At 40.1% G+C, this 22,650-nt stretch carries 17 protein-coding genes; 7 read left to right on the forward strand and 10 right to left on the reverse strand.

Annotated features, from left to right (window positions below; genetic code table 11):
- The first annotated feature begins 22 nt into the window (after window positions 1-22).
- From J4N46_RS06020 to purL, 3 genes are all read left to right on the forward strand, one after another.
- Window positions 23-655 (forward strand): DUF417 family protein, encoded by a 633-nt coding sequence (locus J4N46_RS06020; protein WP_009414817.1) that lies wholly within the window; start codon window positions 23-25, stop codon window positions 653-655.
- A gap of 312 nt (window positions 656-967) precedes the next feature.
- Window positions 968-1,555, forward strand: coding sequence for a Uma2 family endonuclease (locus J4N46_RS06025; protein WP_208058554.1), 588 nt, complete (start codon window positions 968-970; stop codon window positions 1,553-1,555).
- Window positions 1,556-1,689: 134 nt separating this feature from the next.
- Window positions 1,690-5,358 (forward strand): phosphoribosylformylglycinamidine synthase, encoded by a 3,669-nt coding sequence (gene purL / locus J4N46_RS06030; RefSeq protein WP_208058555.1) that lies wholly within the window; start codon window positions 1,690-1,692, stop codon window positions 5,356-5,358.
- 259 nt (window positions 5,359-5,617) lie between these two features.
- Here purL and J4N46_RS06035 read toward each other — a convergent pair whose 3' ends face one another.
- From J4N46_RS06035 to J4N46_RS06080, 10 genes are all read right to left on the reverse strand, one after another.
- The gene (locus J4N46_RS06035; RefSeq protein ID WP_208058556.1) at window positions 5,618-6,115 is read right to left on the reverse strand and encodes a c-type cytochrome; all 498 of its coding nucleotides are present in this window, start codon (window positions 6,113-6,115) and stop codon (window positions 5,618-5,620) included.
- 23 nt (window positions 6,116-6,138) lie between these two features.
- A complete protein-coding gene (hemB, locus tag J4N46_RS06040) occupies window positions 6,139-7,125 on the reverse strand; it encodes a porphobilinogen synthase (protein ID WP_034556543.1) in 987 nt (328 codons plus the stop codon).
- A 34-nt stretch (window positions 7,126-7,159) separates the two neighbouring features.
- Window positions 7,160-7,672 (reverse strand): YqiA/YcfP family alpha/beta fold hydrolase, encoded by a 513-nt coding sequence (locus tag J4N46_RS06045; protein WP_208058557.1) that lies wholly within the window; start codon window positions 7,670-7,672, stop codon window positions 7,160-7,162.
- An 87-nt stretch (window positions 7,673-7,759) separates the two neighbouring features.
- A complete protein-coding gene (locus J4N46_RS06050; protein WP_208058558.1) occupies window positions 7,760-8,449 on the reverse strand; it encodes an HmuY family protein in 690 nt (229 codons plus the stop codon).
- A 10-nt stretch (window positions 8,450-8,459) separates the two neighbouring features.
- Window positions 8,460-10,802 carry a TonB-dependent receptor plug domain-containing protein gene (locus tag J4N46_RS06055; RefSeq protein ID WP_208058559.1) on the reverse strand — a complete coding sequence of 781 codons (2,343 nt, stop codon included), beginning with the start codon at window positions 10,800-10,802 and terminating at the stop codon, window positions 8,460-8,462.
- Between the two features lie 6 nt (window positions 10,803-10,808).
- Window positions 10,809-11,909 (reverse strand): DUF4903 family protein, encoded by a 1,101-nt coding sequence (locus tag J4N46_RS06060; protein WP_208058560.1) that lies wholly within the window; start codon window positions 11,907-11,909, stop codon window positions 10,809-10,811.
- A 97-nt stretch (window positions 11,910-12,006) separates the two neighbouring features.
- Window positions 12,007-12,597, reverse strand: a complete 591-nt coding sequence (locus J4N46_RS06065; RefSeq protein WP_208058561.1) for a calycin-like domain-containing protein — start codon at window positions 12,595-12,597, stop codon at window positions 12,007-12,009.
- A gap of 100 nt (window positions 12,598-12,697) precedes the next feature.
- Window positions 12,698-14,260: a hypothetical protein gene (locus tag J4N46_RS06070; protein ID WP_208058562.1), complete on the reverse strand. Its 1,563-nt coding sequence runs from the start codon at window positions 14,258-14,260 to the stop codon at window positions 12,698-12,700.
- 178 nt (window positions 14,261-14,438) lie between these two features.
- On the reverse strand, window positions 14,439-15,980 hold the full coding sequence (locus J4N46_RS06075) for a hypothetical protein (RefSeq protein ID WP_208058563.1): 1,542 nt from the start codon (window positions 15,978-15,980) through the stop codon (window positions 14,439-14,441).
- Window positions 15,981-16,311: 331 nt separating this feature from the next.
- Entirely contained in the window at window positions 16,312-17,862 is a 1,551-nt protein-coding gene (locus tag J4N46_RS06080) for a hypothetical protein (RefSeq protein WP_208058564.1), read from the reverse strand.
- Between the two features lie 277 nt (window positions 17,863-18,139).
- Here J4N46_RS06080 and J4N46_RS06085 point away from each other — a divergent pair, with 277 nt between their 5' ends.
- The 4 genes from J4N46_RS06085 to J4N46_RS06100 all read left to right on the forward strand — a co-directional run bounded on the left by J4N46_RS06085 (window position 18,140) and on the right by J4N46_RS06100 (window position 22,129).
- The gene (locus tag J4N46_RS06085; protein ID WP_208058565.1) at window positions 18,140-19,393 is read left to right on the forward strand and encodes an efflux RND transporter periplasmic adaptor subunit; all 1,254 of its coding nucleotides are present in this window, start codon (window positions 18,140-18,142) and stop codon (window positions 19,391-19,393) included.
- Window positions 19,394-20,134: an outer membrane beta-barrel protein gene (locus J4N46_RS06090; protein WP_208058566.1), complete on the forward strand. Its 741-nt coding sequence runs from the start codon at window positions 19,394-19,396 to the stop codon at window positions 20,132-20,134.
- A complete protein-coding gene (locus J4N46_RS06095) occupies window positions 20,135-21,301 on the forward strand; it encodes a VWA domain-containing protein (RefSeq protein ID WP_009414809.1) in 1,167 nt (388 codons plus the stop codon).
- A gap of 141 nt (window positions 21,302-21,442) precedes the next feature.
- Window positions 21,443-22,129 (forward strand): LOG family protein, encoded by a 687-nt coding sequence (locus J4N46_RS06100; protein ID WP_208058567.1) that lies wholly within the window; start codon window positions 21,443-21,445, stop codon window positions 22,127-22,129.
- Window positions 22,130-22,650: the final 521 nt, after the last annotated feature.

Below are 22,650 nucleotides of genomic sequence, written 5' to 3' on the forward strand. Positions count from 1 at the left end.
AATTTTTTAAACAACATTTATTATGCAAAAATTATTATCATTTTTGGCGGGCAGCGAACGCTGTTTTGTAAACTACATTAGGGTAGCTATTTTTATTGTAATGGCTTGGATAGGAGGGCTAAAAGTTTGCCAATATGAGGCTGATGGTATAGTGCCTTTTGTTACCAATAGTCCGTTTATGAGTTTTTTCTATAATAATTCAGGCAAAACAGCTATTGATGAGAACGGCGTAACAGGAGCTGCTAACAAAGGTAAAGAAGTTGCGCAGTACAAGTTGCACAAAAACCCAGAAGGGAAGATGGTACAAGCCAATATAGATTGGCACAAAGAGAACGGCACTTATGGATTTTCTTATGGTTTAGGTGCTTTTATATGCCTAATAGGCTTGCTTACTTTGCTTGGTATATGGAGTCCTAAAATAGGTGTAATAGGTGGTTTGCTTACTTTTGGAATGAGTATCGTAACTCTTTCTTTTTTGATAACTACTCCAGAGGTATACGTACCTAACTTGGGTGGCGACTTGCCAACTCCAGCGTATGGTTTCCCTTATTTATCAGGCGCAGGGCGATTGGTTCTTAAAGATGTCATTATGTCGGCAGGGGGGCTTATAGCAGCTTCAGAGGCAGCGCGCCGCTTGCTAAAGAAACAGTCTTAAACAGAGAATCATAGTTAAAATTTCATATACACTTAAAAGGTATTTCGTACGCTAAAACGGTTTGCGAAATACCTTTTTTAATTTAATAAGCCTGATGATTTAGCCGAAATAGTGAGTAAATGATATAGCAAGGTAGCTGAGCTGGAATCCCTTTTAGTATTTAAATTTGGTAGTGAGCAGAATATTTTGTACTTTTGCTACGAATTTAATATTTTTAATGTATTACACAATAAGAAAACTTCTTATTGCTTGATTTGAAAAGATTTGTGAGACTTCTGCGGCGCAGCTACTTTACATAGTAACAAAAAAAATATGGAAAAAACAATTACAAATATCAATCAGTTAGACCTCGTAAGTGGAATATACACCTATGCTGATTATCTTCTTTGGAAGTTTGAAGAACGGGTGGAGCTCATCAAAGGCAAGATATTTAAAATGTCGGCTCCCACAGTAAATCACCAGCGTATAGTGCGAAAACTCTCAACAGCAATAGATATATTTTTAAAAGGGAAAACTTGTGAAGTATTCATAGCTCCTTTTGATGTACGTTTACCTAATAAAAATATAACCGTAAATAATATATATACAGTGGTTCAGCCCGACCTTTGTGTAGTATGCGATCTAGAAAAGATAGACGCCAAAGGCTGCGTAGGTGCTCCCGATTGGGTGATAGAAATTCTTTCACCAGGGAACTCTAAAAAAGAAGTACGTTATAAATATCAGCTTTACGAAGAAGCAGGAGTACGAGAGTATTGGGTAGTACGCCCCGAAGAAAATGAAATAAACATATATGTGTTGGAAGAAGGTGTCTTTCGTGCTCTGCCTCCTTTTGTAAAAGGCGATATAGTAAGCCCTATTATATTTCCTGAACTGCGCATAGATACAGACGAATTGTTTTAAAAAACTACTACCTCCTTACATTATGCTATGAAAATATATTTTCAAAAAACAACTTTCTAAGAAATAAAACAACTCTAAGAACTGATTGTTAAGCTAAATACTATTTTAATTGTTAATTATTAATTTTAAAAAAAATGCTTCTTTTCTTTAAAAACGCACAGAATACTATTTATGTGGTTGCTACTGAGGTGGCTTTGGATAACGAACAACTTGCAAAACTCAAATGGCTTTTTGGTAATGCCGAGCAGTTGCCTTCGCCTACACTCGAGGGCTTTTTTGTAGGTCCGCGTGTAGCAATGATTACCCCGTGGAGTACTAATGCCGTAGAAATAACACAGAATATGGGCATTGAAGGAATTACTCGTATTGAGGAGTTCAGAGAGGTTGCGCAAGACTTTACCGATTTTGACCCAATGCTTTTTGAAAAATACAAAGGGCTTACTCAGGAGAGTTTTACGATAAACATAGAGCCACAAACAACTGTAGAGATAGATAATATTCAGGCGTATAACGAGCAAGAAGGACTTTCGCTGAGCGCTGAAGAGGTTGCTTACTTAGAGCAACTATCTGAAAAACTTGGTAGAAAACTTACCGACTCGGAAGTGTTTGGATTCTCTCAAATCAACTCAGAACACTGCCGTCACAAAATTTTTAATGGTACTTTTGTTGTTGATGGTCAAGAAAAACCATCTACCCTCTTCAAACTTATTAAAAAAACTTCACAAGAACACCCTAATAACATCGTTTCGGCTTATAAAGACAATGTAGCTTTTGTAAAAGGCGCTACCGTAGAGCAGTTTGCTCCTAAAACAAGCGATAAACCTGATTTCTACGAAGTTAAACCCTTTGAGGCTGTACTTTCGCTGAAAGCTGAAACTCATAACTTCCCTACAACAGTAGAACCTTTCAACGGAGCCGCTACGGGCTCGGGTGGTGAAATACGCGACCGCCTTGCTGGAGGACAAGGCTCTTTGCCTTTGGCAGGTACTGCTGTTTATATGACTGCCTACCCTCGATTGGAAGAAGACCGCCCTTGGGAGCAAGGAATGGCAGAACGCAAATGGTTGTATCAAACCCCAATGGATATACTTATCAAGGCTTCTAATGGGGCAAGTGATTTTGGTAATAAATTTGGTCAGCCACTTATTGCGGGCTCAGTTTTCACATTCGAACACGAAGAAGGTGGGCGCAAATTAGGCTTCGATAAAGTGATTATGCAAGCAGGGGGTGTAGGCTACGCCAAAGCCTCACAAGCTATAAAACACACGCCTAAAGAAGGCGATAAGATTGTAATATTAGGTGGTGAAAATTACCGCATCGGTATGGGTGGGGCAGCTGTGTCGTCAGCCAATACAGGGGCTTTTGGCACGGGAATTGAACTCAATGCGGTGCAACGTTCTAACCCCGAAATGCAAAAACGCGCTGCCAATGCTATCCGCGCAATGGTAGAGTCTGACGAGAATCCTATTGTTTCTATACACGACCACGGCGCTGGAGGGCATTTGAACTGTCTTTCAGAACTTATTGAGGAAACCGGTGGTAAAATAGACTTAGATAAACTGCCTGTAGGCGACCCAACCCTATCGGATAAAGAAATTATAGGCAACGAATCGCAAGAGCGTATGGGCTTAGTACTGCCCGAAGAAGCTATTGCTAAACTTAAAGCCGTTGCCGACCGCGAACGTGCTCCGATGTATGAAGTAGGAGTAGTAACTTCCGACCATCATTTTAGTATCTCTTCCGAAAAGAAAAACACAAAACCTTTAGACTTAGACCTTTCAGCGCTCTTTGGTAGCTCTCCCAAAACAATAATGACCGACAAAACTGTCGCTACAACCTATCAAGGGCTTACCTATTACCAAAGCCAGCTGCGCACTTATCTTATGCAAGTGTTGCAATTGGAAAGTGTAGCTTGTAAAGATTGGCTTACCAACAAAGTAGACCGCTGTGTGGGCGGTCGAGTAGCGCAACAACAATGTGTAGGGACATTGCAGCTGCCCCTTAGCGATGTAGGGGTAATGGCTTTGGACTATCAGGGTAAAGAGGGCGTTGCTACAAGCATAGGGCATTCGCCACTTACAGCGCTTATTAGCCCCACAGCAGGTAGCCGCAATGCTATTGCCGAAGCACTTACAAATATTGTTTGGTCGCCTATAGAAGGTGGTTTGCAAGGAGTGTCGTTATCAGCCAACTGGATGTGGGCTTGTCGCAATGCAGGTGAAGATGCGCGCTTGTACGAAGCGGTAGAAGCGGCTTCAGATTTTGCTATACAATTGGGTATCAATATCCCTACCGGTAAAGATTCGCTATCGATGAAACAAAAATACCCTCAAGGAGGCGATGTGATAGCTCCGGGTACTGTCATCATTTCGGCAGTAGGGCATTGCACTGATATTCAGAAAGTAGTACAGCCTGTATTTAAAAACGAGGGAGGCAATATTTATTATATTGATTTTTCGTCAGATAACCTTAAGTTGGGCGGTTCGGCTTTTGCCCAGATACTTAATAAGATAGGTGATGAAACGCCTACTATTGCTGATAGCAATTACTTCAAGAAAGCCTTCAATATAGTGCAAAATCTTATAAATGAAGGCAAAATACAAGCAGGACACGATATTAGTAGCGGGGGACTTATCACTACGCTCTTAGAAATGTGCTTCGCCGATAGTACTATAGGGGCTGAGGTGAACCTTACTTCTATTGCTACTGAAAACGACCTTATCAAAGTAGTTTTTGCTGAAAATGCAGGAGTAGTGATACAAGCTAATGAAGATATTGAACCTATTTTGAAAGAAAATGCTATTAAATGGGCTAAAATAGGTAAAGTAACTACCACTCCTACTTTGAAAATAGCTTATTTTGAGGATACTCACGAATTAGATATTGCTGAATTGCGCGATGTATGGTATCTAACTTCTTACCTATTAGACAAACAACAAACAGCAAACGACAAGGCTACAGAGCGTTATCAGAATTATTCAGAACAGCCTCTGCAATACGCTTTCCCTGCACACTTTACGGGTGAGAAACCTGAACGTCCGCAAGGGAAACGACCCATAGCAGCGGTGTTGCGTGAGAAAGGTAGCAACTCCGAACGCGAAATGGCTAATGCTTTGTATTTAGCAGGGTTTGATGTAAAAGATGTGCATACCACCGACCTTATCAGTGGGCGTGAAACCTTAGAAGATGTACAATTTATCGGAGCGGTAGGAGGCTTCTCCAATTCCGATGTTTTGGGCAGTGCCAAAGGTTGGGCAGGGGCGCTTCTTTACAACGAGAAAGCTAAAAAAGCTTTAGATAATTTCTTTGCTCGTCCCGATACATTATCAGTAGGTATTTGTAATGGTTGCCAGCTATTTATGGAATTGGAGGTTATCAACCCTGAACACCCAGAACACGGAAAAATGCAACATAATGATAGCCATAAGCACGAAAGTGGGTTTGTATCGGTAGTGATTCCCGAAAACAATTCGGTGATGTTATCAAGCCTTGCAGGCAGTACTTTAGGGGTGTGGATTTCGCACGGCGAAGGTAAATTCCACTTGCCGTTGGAAGAAAACGCTTATAATATTGTAGGTAAATACGCTTATGAAGAGTACCCTGCCAACCCTAATGGCTCAGACTATAATGCAGCTATGTTATCCGATAAATCGGGAAGACATTTGGTAACGATGCCTCATATAGAGCGTTCGGTATTTCCTTGGCAATGGGCTTATTATCCAAATGAAAAGACGGCAGTAAGTCCTTGGTTAGAGGCGTTTATCAATGCCCGCAAGTGGATTGAGGCGCGTAATAACCAATAAGAATGGTAAATAAAATCTTAAAGCGATACGTTTTCATAAGTTTAAAATTACGCTAAAAGGGGCTTTATAAGCCCCTTTTGTATTAATCTTTTGTTAAACTTGAAAATATGCTTGACAACTTACGATTTATTCGTACCTTTGCAACGCAATGAGGGTGGTAGCTCATTGTAAACTTCAAATAATAGTTTTCATAATTTAAAGTTTTGGTTGGTTAATGGAAAAGTCCGATAATTTTTTTATCGGACTTTTTTTATTGCTACTATTTTATAGTTCGTAGGTATTCTAATATCTCTCGTGCTTGCTGTTCGCTAAGCCTTTGATTTAGCATTATACTACCATATTCTTCAAATTCAGCCTTAGCAATAGGGTCTTCCTTTATCATTTGTTCGGGGTTCAGAATCATATTCATTAGCCACTCAGGGGTACGATATTCTGTAAGCCCTGCCATAGCAGGCCCTATCATTCGGCGTTTAGGCTGGTGGCAACTCATACAGTATTGTTTAAAGGTCTCTTCGCCTTTGGCAGCCATAGCAGCATCGGGGCTGTCCGATAGAGGAGGGGTAATCGTTTTTACACTACCAATACCTTTATTAGTTTCCCAATTGGGGTATTCGGCAGGTTTGATAGTAGCCTCTTGAGTAGCTGGGGGAGTATTGGTAGCCGCTTGGCTTGCGTTGTCGGTTGGGGTGTTGTTAGTACCTCCTCCGCAGGCTGTCAGTATAGCCATTAGGGAGAGTGTTAAAAAGTGTTTTTTCATTTGTTGTTTTTTAGTTATCGTTATTACAGTAGTTTTACAGCTTCTTTAGCAAAGTAGCTTGCGATAATATCAGCTCCGGCACGTTTTATACTTACTAGTTGCTCCATCATCACAGCATCGTGGTCTAGCCAACCATTGGCAGCAGCAGCTTTAAGCATAGCGTATTCACCAGATACTTGATAAACAGCTACAGGCACTTCACTCATATTTTTCACTTCGCGTACAATATCTAAGTAGCAAAGTCCCGGTTTTACCATTACTATATCAGCACCTTCTTCTATATCCATACGAGTTTCGCGTAGTGCTTCCAAGCGGTTGTGATAATCCATTTGATAGGTTTTCTTATCTTTAGGAATATCGTTTTGGTCTACAGGGGCACTATCTAAGGCATCGCGGAAAGGACCATAGAAAGCAGAAGCGTATTTAGCACTATAAGCCATAATCCCTACGTTTTCAAAGTTGTTATCTTCTAAGGTTTCGCGTAGGGCAAGGATACGCCCGTCCATCATATCACTTGGAGCGATAAAGTCAGCACCAGCTTGTGCGTGCGATAGAGCCATTTGGCATAGTGCATTTACAGTAGGGTCGTTTACGATTTGTCCGTTTTCTATGATACCATCGTGTCCGTAGATAGAGTAAGGGTCAAGCGCCACATCGGTCATTACCAACATTTGTGGTACAGCGTCTTTAATAGTTTTGATAGCACGCTGCATCAATCCGTTAGGGTTAGCAGCTTCAGTACCTTTGTTATCTTTCAGGTTATCGGGTACTTTTACGAATAGCAATACAGCTTTTAGTCCCAAGTTCCACAATTCTTTTACTTCTTTGGCAAGCAAATCGAGGCTATAGCGGTAATAGTTAGGCATAGAGGCAATTTCCTCTTTTATGCCACTTCCTTCTACTACAAAAAGAGGAACTAAAAAGTCGTCAGGGGTAAGGATGGTTTCTTTTACTAAGCTGCGCACAGTTGCACTTTGGCGCAAGCGGCGGTTACGTCTTAATGGATACATTTTTAATAATTTATATGGTTAAATAAAATTTGCGTTATATATTGGCAGTGCGTATTTTATCAAAAAAGAGGCTTACCTCGCGTTTGAATATGCTGATGGGGTAACTATGCGCCATCGTATTGATAAGATGCACTTCCAGTGTTTGGTGAGGAGTTAGGTCGTTTTGTAAGATGTTGAGAGACTGCCAAGGGTTGATAACCGTATCTTGCAGCCCAATTACTATTTGCATATAAGCTGCATAGTGCGGATTGGTAGTAATAGTAAGTGACAGTTCTTCTTTGTAAGTGAGGGCAGGGTTGAATAGCAAGCACGGTTTTAGTAGAGATTGTGCTAAGTAGTAAGCCACCAATCCGCCCGCGCTACTGCCTATAATAGCCGTAACGTTGCGGTATTTTTCTTGTAAGAGTTCGTACAAGTTAGGTGTATTGCGATAGTCTAAATGAGGAGCGTGTATGTTGCCATAGAGCGATAGCACAGCTCTGCGGTCGTCTTGCAGCGTGCTATCAAGCCCGTGCAAATAAAGGATTTCATTAGTTTCAGCCACCATATTTGTAGTTTTTGTTGGGCAAAGATACAAAATAATTATTAATAATCAATGATTGATAAAGTAAAATAAGTTACCGCCGTTTATCCTTTATTTTAGTTCATCGCAATAAAAGCTAATACGCCCTCCGGTATCGCCTATTTCTATGCTTTCGTCATACCAACTAACGATTTGCAGTTTAAAATAACGTGCCCCATCAGCCGTACGAATAATATAAGTGTGAAAAGACGGAGTGTAAGAAGGCGGAGGGCCTGAGAATACCAACGCCTTACTTAGTAGTGTATTCGCATTGGTAGTAGTTTGCTGAGGTCCCTTATTAGGGTCAAACCAAGGAATCCCTGTAATGTTGTGAGTTACGGTATAGCTTATCCATTCGCGTTGCGACATCGTGATAGATACGTTGTCGGTATCTACTACCCATTGCAGGTCGTGGGGCAGTTGCGATACACTTCTCCAGCGATCGTAACCCTGAAAGCCCATATCGGCAGCCCCTCCACGCCCGTTACCACTACTACCACTATTGGTGCGCAGTTTATTGCCGCAGAACGCCAAATCCCAATCCAGACGCTGTTTTTGCCCACCTTCTATAATATCAGCATTCACTTGGTAGGCATTGAATAGCTCACCCGTACGGAGGTTGTAGTATATCCAGTCGTTGGTGATGTTATTCACATACCCCGAACGGCGCGGTAGCACCTTTCCCGTAAAAGGAGCCGCTTCGTACTTCACGCAAGCCGTGCTTAGCAAGGCTATCAGTATACTGTATAAGATTCTTTTCATATTTACGAACTTAAAAATCAATCTCTACCTGCACAAACAGCCTTCGTCCGGCTGTAGCAGGAATGTTGAACATTGTAACCCCAGACCCTAAAGTTGAGGGAATATAGTTGAAAATATTATTAGCCCCGATGTTTAGCTTGTAGTGTTTCAGCAAGCGTTGTTGTACATTGAAGTTAAAAAGAGCATAAGCAGGCAGCTCACAACGGAAATACGCCTCTTTGCTCACGGGGCGCACCTGTGTACCTCCTCCGTATAAGGGGATTTTTTCTTTTACCGTGATGCGGTCTTGCACATCAAAAGTTTTCTTGCCCATCATACTCATCGTCAGGTTTGCCGATAGGTCGTAATTTTCCCGATACCACTTGTATTCCAGTCCTGCGGTGGCAGCGTGTGGCGAGGTGGTATTGATGTGCAACCCCTCCGTCTTGCTTACATCCACATACGAATAGGAAGCGTTCAGCGTCAGCGCAGGTATAATCTTCCAGCGGGTGAGCAAGTCAAAGCCTAAGAGCCGTTGTTGGCTGAGGTTGGTATATTCAAAGTTATACTGAAATTCGTATATCTTCCATACGCCTTCTATCTTGTCCTGAAACTGATTGATAAAAGCATTGCCAGAGATGAAGAATTTAGGCACCGCATATTCAGCCCCTACCGAAAAGTAATGATTTTTCTCAGGCTGTAGCATCTCATTGCCTATGATTTGAAACATCCCCAAGTGATCCCAATTGAAGAACAATTCCTTTATAGACGGTGAGCGGTAGCCTTTGGCGTAATTTAAGCGATACGAAAGGGCTTCGGTGGGCGAAAACTTCAAAGCTACCTTAGGCAGTGCCATCGTGCCAAACTGCAAGCTGTAATTAGTGCGTAGCCCTGCCTCCACTTGCCACTTAGGGGTAATTGTATAGGTATCCTGAAAGAAAAACTCCCATTCCTTTAAGCCCCGTGTGAGCATACGATTTGCCGCAAAACGGTCGCTGGTAAGGTCGTCCTGAAAATAGTCAATCCCCAAGATAAGGTCGTGCTTTTTGAAGTATTGCGAGGTCAGCGTCAGGCGTGGCTGCATAATCTTAGAGTCGTATACCTTTTTATCCACATCACGCCGCTCGTGTCGCTTGTAGCGTTCGTAAAAATCAGTGTGAAAAGTACCGTGTAGCGCAAAATAGTCTTTCAGGCGATAAGAGAGTTTTAACCCTCCGGTGAAGTCTTTTGTTTGCGAAAAATAGAGGTCTTGCACCATATCATACGAGTTCATCAAAAAGCCCGTGCCGTAGAGCTGCACACTTAGGTCTTTGCTGTCGTAATACACTTTTTGCGAAGCCGAAAGGTGCTCCACCCCCTCAATACCCATTGGCGGACGTAAGAAAGTGGCTTGCACTATGGTATCCTTACTGAGGAATGAATTAGCTTCTTTGGTATACACTTTCCTGTCGGGTTCTTTTTGGTAAAGGTAATACGCATCTTGGCTGCTAAACCACACATCTGTCTGGCTGGTGAATTTTCCTATCTTTGCCCCCGCCGATACCCACGATTGCAAGTTGGGCTTATCGGCATTCTTTTCAAACATATAGAGAAAGTCCTGCCGCTCAGGGTTGTGGTAATTGCGCTCATTCATCTCGGCGTGGCGCGAACCTACTGTAATAGCAAAAGGTTTATCTGTTTTCTTGGTGATAATATTGATAACCGCCCCTGCTGCCCGTGAGCCGTAGAGGGTAGATGAAGCCCCTTTCATCACCTCAATGCGCTCTACAGCATGCAGGTTGAACCGCTCGTAATCTAAGTTGCCTGCCATTTCACCCGTCATACGCTCGCCGTCCATCAAAAAGAGGATATGGCGTGCATCCAAGCCCTGCATACTTATCTCGTTGCCAAAGCCCACCTTTTGTATGTTCATACCGGGGGTTTCCTGCATCAGTGCCTGCTGAATGTTGCTATAGCCTGCTTTCACCAGCTCCTGCCCCGTAATCACTTGTACTATGGTAGCTGTTTCTTTGGTAGGGCGCACAGTAGTTCCTTTTGTTTTGGCAGTGAGGGTAGTCCCTGCCAGCTGGGTAGCTTCCTCGCTCAGGTATACCGTCAGGGTATTCCCAGCGTTGAGAGTCCCTTTTAGCAAGGTGTAGCCCAACGACTGCACTGCGTAATGCAATACACCCCCCTTGCGCCTTTCTAGTAAGGCAACACCATTGTCATCGGCAATGCTGTGTTGCAACTTCTCGCTGTAAGCAGGCTCGGTATAGCTCACTACTGCCGCAGCTATAGGCAAGCGGGTACTCTTGTCCAGCACCCGCACTTGTACCTGTTGGGCAGTAACAATGCCTACCCATAAATATAATAGTAATGAAACAATAATTCTCATCGGGTTTTATGGTGTTATGGCTACTTCCTTGGCGTAAATGCTAAGCCCTAATTCTTTGTTTAGATACGAAAAAGATGTTACTTTTTTCTCTACATTCACAATCATTCTCACTTCACCTTTTGCCGAAGTTTTAAGCGTTCTTGCCCCTGTAGCGTCCCAAAGCGTAGTGCTTACCCCTACAGCTTTTAGTTTGGCTTTATCGCTATTGCCTTGCCCGTAAATAGCTTCTTCACTTTTGGTAAGCACATCTATAAAACGCGCTTTGCCATTGAAAGACAATTGCATATTTGCCCCACTCACTGCTGCTTTGCCAAGCAAGAGTTGCATACGCCCTGTTACATTGTTAGGCTCTTTACCATCCCACGCAAAGGCGATGGGCAGGGCTACATCGGTAGTTTTACCCTCATAAGTAAGTTTAGCGGTAATGGTTTGGGTATTGGTAAAAAGTGTAATAGCTTTCTGGTTGTTATCACTGTGGAAGCTTTCAGCTCCTGTGTCCAATTTTCTTTCAGCCAACGCCTCTTCGTAGGCATCGAGTTCTTCCTGAAAGTTAGCCAAACGCGAGGGGTCTATACGCTGTTTAAATACCGTACCCACCACGTTCATCATATTGTACTGAATGAGGAAATACACCTCCTGCGTATCTATGTTGAAGAACCCCGTTACTACCGTACTGCCTTCTTTAGTAATAGGAGCACCTTTGTAATCGTCAGGTACATAAGGGGTAGTTACTGCCGCTTTGTCGTAAAATTTTATCCAATTGCCATTGTACTCATTTTTGTCCCAATAGCTAAGCTCCATAACCTGCAACGAAGCGTGCATTGTTACCGCAAAAGGCATAGTACCAGGTTGTATTTTCTCAAGGTGCATTTTGAGGCGTTTGCTGGCATCGTCCCAAGTGAAAGTAAATTTGGTAGGTACGCCCGAAGGTAATAACGATTTATCTACACCCGCCATTTTCACGTGTTGCCCCAGTATCATATCGCCTTTCAGTATATTGATAGCCGTTTGCAGTTTAGGGTCGGTATTTTCAATAGGTTTGTTTTGTTCTTCTTTTTTACAAGCCAAAAGAACAAGCCCTATAAATAATAAAAATATTTTTTTCATAGTAAGGAGATTAATTACAGTTGAAGTTAAGGGTAAAAGCCAGAAAGCAACAATTGTAGTTGTTACTTTCTGACTTTTAAGAGTAGGAAGTAGAGGATTAGTTTCCTAATTGTTGGTCTCCCTCAAAATGTACATAAGCAGTAAAGATAGTAATATAGAAGAATATTTTTCCTTCGCTATGAATTCCTACTGTTAATTTGTAGCGACCGTCATTAGTTGGAGTAAAAGAACCTTCCATAGAAGTAATAGGGTAAGGAGTCTCTCCAAGAAGAGGAACTCTTAAGAGTACTCCATCTGAGATATTAGAGGCTTTAAAAGTACCATTACTATTAAGTTTAATACCATTGGCTTTTATTTCGATAGTACCGGGCATCTCCCCTACTTTAAAAGCTGGTAAATGCAAATTGAACTTACTGTTGTTATATTTACTTACAGTAAAAATTTGGTTTAGTACTTTACCTCTGTCTTTACCTCTCATTACAACCTTATCAAGGGTTCCTTTATACTCTCCTACTACATCGTTTACTGTTATAGTAGTTCTTTGCAGTTCAGCATTTTGCTGAACTACTGCTTGACTATTGGCAACTAATCCTGTCTCAGCAGTATTTAGTTCCTCTTTTTGGCACCCTATAAATGCCACCACTGCGATTGCTGTAAAAGCAATCATTCTTAAAAATGAATGTTTCATATAGATAATGTTTAAAAGTTACTAATTTATTATTTTAAACTCATTATAAATAAGTTTTGTAGCACAAAGGTACAAATAATTATTTATTATGCAACTTTTTTTACTTATTTATTTCTCTTTTTATGAGATTTAAGAACAAATCATCTGCTTTATTTTTCTTAGATTGAATACGTGAAGCTTTAGCTGTATCTTCTTCATCTTCATCTTCATCTTCATCATATAACGGAAGATAATCATATACTTTTAAAGAAGGAGCATCATAAAAGCTCGCTACACCTATTTTTTTATCAGGGATATATGTTTCAACAAATTTTTTGGTTTCTGGTCTATTAAAAATCTCTTCAGTAGGAGTAAAATATAGTTTGCCATTCGTGTCGTCTTTTTCTCCACGAGATAGATAGTATAAAAATTTCTGAGTAGGATAAATAACTTTAGCAGAGATACCACCTAAGTATATATATTGTATCACTTGTAACTTACTAAAATCAATAGTTGATTTTAAAGCGGGTAAATTTAAAAAAGCAATACTATAGGCAGAAATAGGAGAAGGTGCCTTGCTTACATCAGGCAAAATTACCTCTTCTAATAGTGAACAGTTTGCAAAACGAATAGCAGTACCTGAAAAATTATTGTGATTAGCAGCTCCTTTTTGCATCATTGTTTTTGAAGCAGATAAATCTATTTTTTTAACAGTTGCATTATTCATTATTTGAATAGCAGTTAAACCCTCAGCTTTTGAGAAATCTATATTAGGGGTGTCTACCCAAACAGTTCCAAATGCTGTTACTTTTTGTCCTAACTTTATATACGGAATAGTTTGCTTTTTATCTGTGTTTAACTCAATGTAAACTAATGCACTAAGTAGAGGGTTGTTAATAATATACTCAACTCCTTCAATATTATCAATCTCAGAAGTATCAATTATATTAGGATTATATTGTGGAGCTTGTGAAATCATAAGCGCATTATTAGCCTCTTCAGAACTTAATCTTTTTGAAAGGTCTATTTTATCACCATTCATCACGCTTGAATAGTGTTTTTTCATATAAAGAAGTAAGGTTGCATCAGGCACCTCGCGCAAGGTAGTATATTTCTCAGCAACTCCTTGTGCATTAAGCATTTGTACATTACTATCAGGAGCAAGTTTTACATAGGCAGGCAATACGTCCATATTGTACTTAGCAGTTGTAGGCAATACCAGCTTATCAAAACGGCGAATCAGCTTATAAGGCACTTGAGCATTGTCGCTATAGTCGGTAGTAGCAAGGTTTTTAAAGTCGTACAGCTCATTACCGCTTAGGTTTACGCTCTTTATCGTTGCAGGTAATGCCCCAAAGTCAAATTCTTGCGCAAACTTGTTGTTGCTGAGGTTTACCTCGCTAAGCGCAGGGAACGCCTCCAAGCCCTTTACGCTGTTTAGGTTAGCCCCCGTAAGGTCAAGCGTAGTAGCGTTTTTCACCTTGTCGTTTTGCACCAGCTGGTCGCCTTCAAAAGTAAAGCCTTGAGCTTTTAGGGCAGTTATGAGCTCAGGGTTAGCGATCGCCACCTTGTTAGGAACAGTAGGAGCAGGTTGCGGGTCTTCTTTTTTGCTGCAAGCCACCCCAAAGCTAATAAGTGCTGCCGAAAGCACTATTTTTGCCGAATGTTGAATATAATTTCTCATAGTTAAAATATTTATAGTTATATAAAATCTTTATACTCATTTATGTTTATTTGCAGTTCGTGTATGAGTATCTCGTTTTAAAAGAACAATTGCGCACGCCCTTTGGCAAACTTTCAAGAGTTTGCCAAAGTTAGTTACTGATAATCAAACACTCACGATTAAAAAAATGATTTAGTTGCTATTTTCTTTTAGCTCTATTATATTCAGCTAAATCTTTTAGAGAATTTCCTTTTGTTTTGCGAATAAAACTTCTACCACTCTCATTATCGGTATAGTCATAAAACTCTATATCTTTTGAAAATTCTGATATCCCTCCAAAAAAGCGCAAACGGTCTTTAGGGAGGTATTTATTCATAAACGCTTTGGTCTCAGCTCTATCAAATATATCTCTGCCTATATCAAAGCTTAATTTGCCTGGGAATTCAGGTTCCTCTCCATCTAATTCTTCGTATGAAAAGTATTTAATTTCAGTAGGATAACTAATTTTAGGCACAAGTGGAAGTCCAGCTAATTCTATAATCATTGCCGCTTCTAATTTGCTTATATCTACAGCCGATTTTAGTTTAGGAAGCTCCAAAAGACCAAAAAGACCAATTGTAGTAGGGGTAGCAACTCCCTTAGAAAGATCAGGGAATATTATATTCTCTAAGTTAGGACATTTAGAGAAAAATAAATAATCACCTGCAAAACCGTCATACCCGTCACTACCTCTTTTCATTATTTTTGTGGAAGAAAGATTAATATCTTTCACTTCTTTATTACCAATAGAAATTATTTGGGATAAATTCTCTGCCTCTGATAAATCAAGTACAGAAGTGGTTAAATTAATAAGTTTTACACTTGCTGTTTTGTTTGATATTTTTAGCTTAGGTAGACTGAATTTTTCATCGGCTAATAACCATACTTCTACACTCCCGCCAAAAAGAGGATTATTTATAATATACTCAACCCCCTCTAAGTTTTTAAGGTTAGCAAATTCAGGTTTATTATACCCCTCTTCACCTTTTAATATTTTTATAATATTAGCTCTTTCATCTACTTTTATACTCTTGCTAATATCAATCTTATCACCACTAAACACACTTGCAAAGTTAGCTTTCAAATATTGCAACAACACAGCATCAGGCACTTCGCGCAAGGTAGTATATTTCTCAGCAACTCCTTGTGCGTTCAGCATTTGTACATTGCTATCAGGAGCGGTTTTTACATAGGCAGGCAATACATCCAAATTGTACTTAGCCGTTGCAGGCAATACCAGCTTATCAAAACGGCGAATCAGCTTATAAGGCACTTGAGCATTGTCGCTATAGTCGGTAGTAGCAAGGTTTTTAAAGTCGTACAACTCATTACCGCTTAGGTTTACGCTCTTTACCGTTGCAGGCAATGCCCCAAAGTCAAATTCTTGCGCAAACTTGTTGTTGCTGAGGTTTACCTCACTAAGCGCAGGGAACGCCTCCAATCCCTTTACGCTGTTTAGGTTAGCCCCCGTAAGGTCAAGCGTAGTAGCGTTTTTCACCTTGTCGTTTTGTACCAGCTGGTCGCCTTCAAAGGTAAAGCCTTGTGCTTTTAGGGCAGTTATGAGCTCAGGGTTAGCAATCGCCACCTTGTTAGGAATAGTAGGAGCAGGTTGCGGCTCTTCTTTTTTGCTGCAAGCCACCCCAAAGCTAATAAGTGCTGCCGAAAGCACTATTTTTGCCGAATGTTGAATATAATTTCTCATAGTTAAAATATTTATAGTTATATAAAATCTTTATACTCATCTATGTTTATTTGCAGTTCGTGTATGAGTATCTCTTTTTAAAAGAACAATTGCGCCACGCCGAAGCTGTCCAAAAAGTCTTTAAAAGTACTACTTCGGCATCTCCCCCCTTTTGAAGGAAGTCCGCGAGCTGGCGCAGCGGAGTATGTGTTAAGGGGGGATGTTAATAATCAATTAGTTACAAAAATATTCTATTCATTAATAAGCTTGTTTTAAGCTAAAATAAAACTTTTTGGACATCCTCTTAGTTACTGATAATCAAACACTCACGATTAAAAAAATGATTTAGTTGCTATTTTCTTTTAGCTCTATTATATTCAGCTAAATCGTTTAGAGTATTTCCTTTTGTTTTGCGAATAAAACTTCTACCACTCTCATTATCGGTGTCGGTATAGTCATAAATTTCTGAATCCTCTAATAAATCATCTACAAAATCGTTTGAAGTTCTAATTCTATTGTTAGGAAGGTATTTTTGTATAAAAGCCTTTGTTTCTTCTTTGTCATATATGTCTCTTGTAATAGTTAAAGTTAATTTTCCAAGCTGACCTTCTTTTTCTTTATTTCCTCCTATAGTAAAATATTTTATTTCAGTAGGGTATATAATCTTAGTACTTGCTGGTATTTTAGCTAACTGAAGAGAATAGAAAACTTGTATTTTACTTAAATCAATGGTAGAGGTAAGGTTTGGTAAATTTAAAAGGGAGATTGCAAATACTGCGATAGGAGAAGCTGTACTCTTAGAAACATCAGGCAAGGTAAAAGTTTTTAAATTAGGACAATCTGCAATCACAATAAAATCACCTACGAAAGCTAAATGACTTGTTTCGCCTCGTTGCATCATTTTTTTAGAGGCTGATAAATTGGCATTAGTAATACCTTTATTATGAACAGCCCAAAAAGTAAAAAGACCTTCTGCTTTGGTTAAGTTAAGATTAGGTGTACTAACACCATAGAGAATAACACTTCCTGTTTTGGGTGATATTTTTAAATTATCTACTACAAAGTTTTCATCAGGTAAGGTTCGTATTTCTACACTCCCGTCAAAAAGAGGATTATTTATAATATACTCAACCCCCTCTAAGTTTTTAAGGTTAGTAAATTCTGGCTCATTATACCCCTCTTCACCTTTTAATATTTTTACTGCATTGGCTCTTTCATCTACTTTTAAGTTCTTGCTAATATCAATCTTATCACCACTAAACACACTTGCAAAGTTAGCTTTCAAATATTGCAACAACACAGCATCAGGCACTTCGCGCAAGGTAGTATATTTCTCAGCAACTCCCTGTGCGTTCAGCATTTGTACATTACTATCAGGAGCAAGTTTTACATAGGCAGGCAATACGTCCAAATTGTACTTAGCAGTTGCAGGCAATACCAGCTTATCAAAACGGCGAATGAGTTTATAAGGCTCTTGGGCATTGTCGCTATAGTCGGTAGTAGCAAGGTTTTTAAAGTCGTACAGCTCATTACCGCTTAGGTTTACGCTCTTTATCGTTGCAGGTAATGCTCCAAAGTCAAATTCTCGCGCAAATTTGTTGTTGCTGAGGTTTACCTCACTAAGCGCAGGGAACGCCTCCAAGCCCTTTACGCTGTTTAGGTTAGCCCCCGTAAGGTCAAGCGTAGTAGCGTTTTTCACCTTGTCGTTTTGCACCAGCTGGTCGCCTTCAAAAGTAAAGCCTTGAGCTTTTAGGGCAGTTATGAGTTCAGGGTTAGCAATTGCCACCTTGTTAGGAACAGTAGGAGCAGGTTGCGGGTCTTCTTTTTTGCTGCAAGCCACCCCAAAGCTTATAAGTGCTGCCGAAAGCACTATTTTTGCCGAATGTTGAATATAATTTCTCATAGTTAAAATATTTAATGTTGTTGTTAAATGAATATTAATATCGGGCACAAATGTACGAAAATAATTTAGAATAAAAAAACATAACACACTTTTTCATATTCTGCCAATTCAGAATTCAAAATTCTTCCCAGCGAAGGTTGAGCGAAGGTTGAGCGAAGGATAAGCGAAGGATAAAAGTGCGCAGCCCCATATGTAAAAACCTTTACTATTAAAAAGATTGCATATTCAAAAAAAATCATTACCTTTGCATTGCTAATTATATAATGCACTTTTATTTATGAAAAAAAGAACCCTATTAGTTATTATAGCCATTATCTTGCTGATAGTTATACTTATAGCAGGTAAAAAAGCAGGCTGGTTTGGCGAAGAAAACCCCGCTGTAGCAGTCGAGGTACAAAACGTCTCTATCGGTAACCTTACCCAAAAAGTATCCGCTACAGGAAAAATACAACCCGAATTAGAAATAAAAATCTCTTCCGAAGTATCAGGCGAAATTATAGAACTACCCATAAAAGAAGGACAATTAGTAAAAAAAGGCGACCTATTAGTGCGCATCAACCCCGATATTTACCAATCTGGGCTCAACCGCGTAGTCGCTACCCTCGAAACCGTGCGCTCCTCTCTTAGGCAAGCCGAAGCCAACTTCAAAGAGGCTCAAGAAAGCTACAACCGCAATAAAGTTTTGTTTGAAAAAGGAGTCATTTCAAAATCCGATTGGGATAAAGCCGTATCTGCCTACGAAGTAGCCAAAGCCAACCTCGAATCAGCTAAATACAACGTGCAAAGCGCAATGGCAAGCGTAAACGAAGCACAAGATAACCTCAAAAAAACCAACATCTATTCCCCAGCCGATGGCACCATCTCCAAGCTCAACGTAGAACTCGGCGAACGCGTGGTAGGTACCATACAAATGACAGGTACCGAAATTATGCGCGTTGCCAACTTAGGCAGTATGGAAGTAGAAGTAGATGTAAATGAAAACGACATCGTAAAAGTAAAAGTAAACGATACCGTAAATGTAAATGTAGATGCCTACCTAAAACGAACCTTCCAAGGAAGCGTTACCAATATCGCCAATACCGCCAATAGCACCTCCAGTGTAGACCAAGTGACCAACTTCAAAGTCAAAATCCATATAAAAGAAAGCTCCTACCAAGACCTCATAGCAGGAAAAAGCGCAGGTTATTCACCCTTCCGTCCTGGTATGACCGCTACGGTAGACATCCTCACCCAAACCAAAAAAAATATAGTCATCGCCCCCATTAGTGCTATTATAGTGAAAAAACGCTCCGAAATAGATGCCAATACCCCCCAAGACCAAGCCGATAAACGACAAGAAGCCGTTTTTGTAGTTCAAGACGGAAAAGCGCTATTGCGTGCGGTAGATACTGGCATTCAGGATAATACTAATATAGAAATAGTATCAGGGCTTGCCAAAGACGAACAGCTTATCGTAGCACCTTACGAAGCAATTACAAAACAACTCAAAAACAATGACCCCGTACAACTCAATACTAACAAAAATAAATAGATGAATACACTCAAAATAATCCTCATCACACCCCTACTGCTCCTACCCCTACTCACCACCGCACAGCAAGAAGTTGATGACGGAATGATAGCCACTACCAAAACCACCACCACTACTAAAAGCATCGGTACCAAATATTTAGAAGACCAAATATACGTAGGGCTCACCTACAACTATTTGGCTAATAAAGCCACCAATGTAGTACAACACAACCTTTCTTATGGCATCAACTTAGGCTTCATACGCGACCTCCCTATCAACCAAGAGCGAAATGTAGGATTCGGAGTAGGATTCGGTATGGCGTACGACATCGTCTATAACAATATGGTAGTGAATAAAGTAGGACATAATTACACCTATAACATCATAGAACACTTCGCCGACCATAATATCACTCGTAACTATTTCCGTACCTATTCCGTGGAACTACCCATAGAATTCCGTTACCGTACCTCCACCCCCCAAAGCCATAAGTTTTGGCGTATCTACACAGGAGCTCGCTTGTCCTATATTTTTAGTGCCACCAGCCTCTATACCACCAATGAAGTATCCCTATTTTTTGATAATTTTGATATAATGAGGAGTTTTCAGCTGAAACCTTATATAGCTTTTGGCTATAACGCCCTGAACTTTTTTGTGCAATACAACGTAACCCCCTTGATGAAAAATACCTACACTACCGATGGTACAAATCTAAAATCCAACATATTACAAATAGGTTTAATGTTTTATATTTTATAAATGGAAGAAAATATCACACGCTGGCGACTTATTTTGGGGCAAGACACCCGCGCTACCGAAGGTGCTACCCTCAACGAACAACAATCGTTGATGGACGCTACTCTCGCCGCTCTTTATGACGATACCGATGGCAAAGGAGATAACGGAAGTGGCAAACGCTCGGCAGGCTTGGGAAGTTCCGCTCCCAACCTCGCCAAATGGCTCACCGATGTACGTACTTTCTTCCCCCCCGATGTGGTAAGCGTCATACAAACCGATGCCATTGAACGCAAGGGACTTACCAAACTGCTTTTTGAACCCGAAACACTCAAAAACGTAAAGCCCGACATCGCAATGGTAAGTACACTAATGGCACTAAAAGGACAAATACCTGCAAAATCAAAAGATACAGCGCGCGAATTGGTAAAACAGGTAGTAGATGATATAATGAAGCGTATGGAGCAAGACCTACGCCGTGCTGTTACAGGGGCTCTCAACAAAAAAGCGCACACACCTATTGCCAACTTTGCCTCTACCGACTGGAAACGCACCATACAACGCAACCTGAAAAATTACGACACAGCTACCAAACGATTGATACCCGAAAAATTCTATTTCTTTGAGCGTACCCAGAAGCAGAAAAATTGGAACGTGATTTTAGATATAGACCAGAGTGGCTCTATGTGCGACTCAATTATCTATTCATCGGTAATGGGTTCTATCTTTGCAAGTATGCCAGCACTCGATACCCACGTAGTGGTTTTTGATACCGAAATTACCGATCTTACCGAAATGTGCAGGCAAGACCCTGTAGATATGCTTTTTGGAGTACAATTAGGTGGTGGTACCGACATCAACAAATCAGTAGCCTATTGCCAAACACTCATCGAGAACCCTCGCAAAACAATGTTTATCCTCATCTCCGACCTATACGAAGGAGGCGTACGCGCAGGATTATTGCGCCGTTTGAACGAAATGCACCAAGACGGTGTAAAAGTAATAGTACTTTTAGCCTTATCAGATAGCGGTCGCCCCGATTACGATGAGAATTTAGGAAAAGAAATCAGCAAACTCGGCATCGCCTGCTTCGCTTGCACCCCCGATCGCCTCCCCGAACTCGTAGAAAACGCCCTCAAAGGCAACGACCTTAAAAAGTTTGAAAGCAAAAATAACAAGTCAATAAGCTAATTAGCTATTTATCAATGATTGCACCACCAATCGATAACCCAATAGTGCTACAATCTTTGCCGGAATTAAAAATCAAAAAATATTACCCCTCATAATCTTACCAATCAAACCAATCAGACATTAAAAAACAAATAGTAAAAAATGAAAAAACATTCTAAAGTTTGGAACGAAATCAAGACTAACGACTCTTGGTCTATATTTAAAATAATGGGCGAATTTGTACACGGGTATGAGCAAATGAGCTCTATAGGTCCGTGTATATGTATTTTTGGTTCAGCGCGTATCAAGCCAGATAATGCTTATTATCAGCTCACTACACGCATAGCACAGCGCATTGTTGATGAAGGCTTTGGCATCATCACAGGCGGAGGTCCCGGCATTATGGAAGCGGGTAATAAAGGTGCTCACCTTGCTGGAGGGGTATCCGCAGGACTTAATATTGATTTGCCTTTTGAACAAACAAATAACGATTATATAGACCACGATAAAAATATTAAGTTTAACTATTTTTTTGCTCGAAAAGTAATGTTTGTAAAGTATTCCAAAGCATTTATAGCAATGCCAGGTGGTTTTGGTACCCTCGATGAACTTTTTGAAACACTTACTTTAGTGCAAACTCACAAAATAGAGCAAATACCTATTATTTTAGTAGGTACTGAGTATTGGAAAGGTCTTTTGGAATGGATAAAGGAAGTGTTACTAGATAAATTTAGTAATATTAATGCTGAAGACCTCAATTTATTTCACTTGGTAGATACCGAAGATGATGTTATTAGGGTTATTGAAGAATTTTATAACAACAACCACAAAATGAAACCTAATTTTTAAGAGAATAAAATCTTTGATAAAGTACTAATATAAGTGTAGCAGTTTTGATCTAGAACATAAAATTCATTTTTATTGACACATATTGCTCCCAAAAATTCCATTTAGCTTGTCCTTTTAGCTTGTCCTTTTAGCTTGTTTTTTGCTTTGTTTTTTATTTTATCAATAAAATCTTTAAAAAATATTTTATTTCTTTATCATTGATAATCAATAATTTACAAATAATGAGTAAAAAAACTTAAAAAAAACTTGGTAAAAAATTTGGAGAATTAAAAAAACGCCGTACCTTTGCACCCGCAAATGAGACGATAGGCGCTCAGGAGCGAATAAGAAACAACACGTACATTGACATAATGTTGTACAGCACAAAAGAAGATTTAAAGAATTAAGTGAAACCTGAAGTCAATAACTTGAAAGAGTCGGTTAGAAGATATTAAAGATTTTAACGATGAAGAGTTTGATCCTGGCTCAGGATGAACGCTAGCGGCAGGCCTAACACATGCAAGTCGAGGGATAAGCTTTCG

The organism is Capnocytophaga bilenii (assembly GCF_017565765.1).
Classification (GTDB): domain Bacteria; phylum Bacteroidota; class Bacteroidia; order Flavobacteriales; family Flavobacteriaceae; genus Capnocytophaga; species Capnocytophaga bilenii.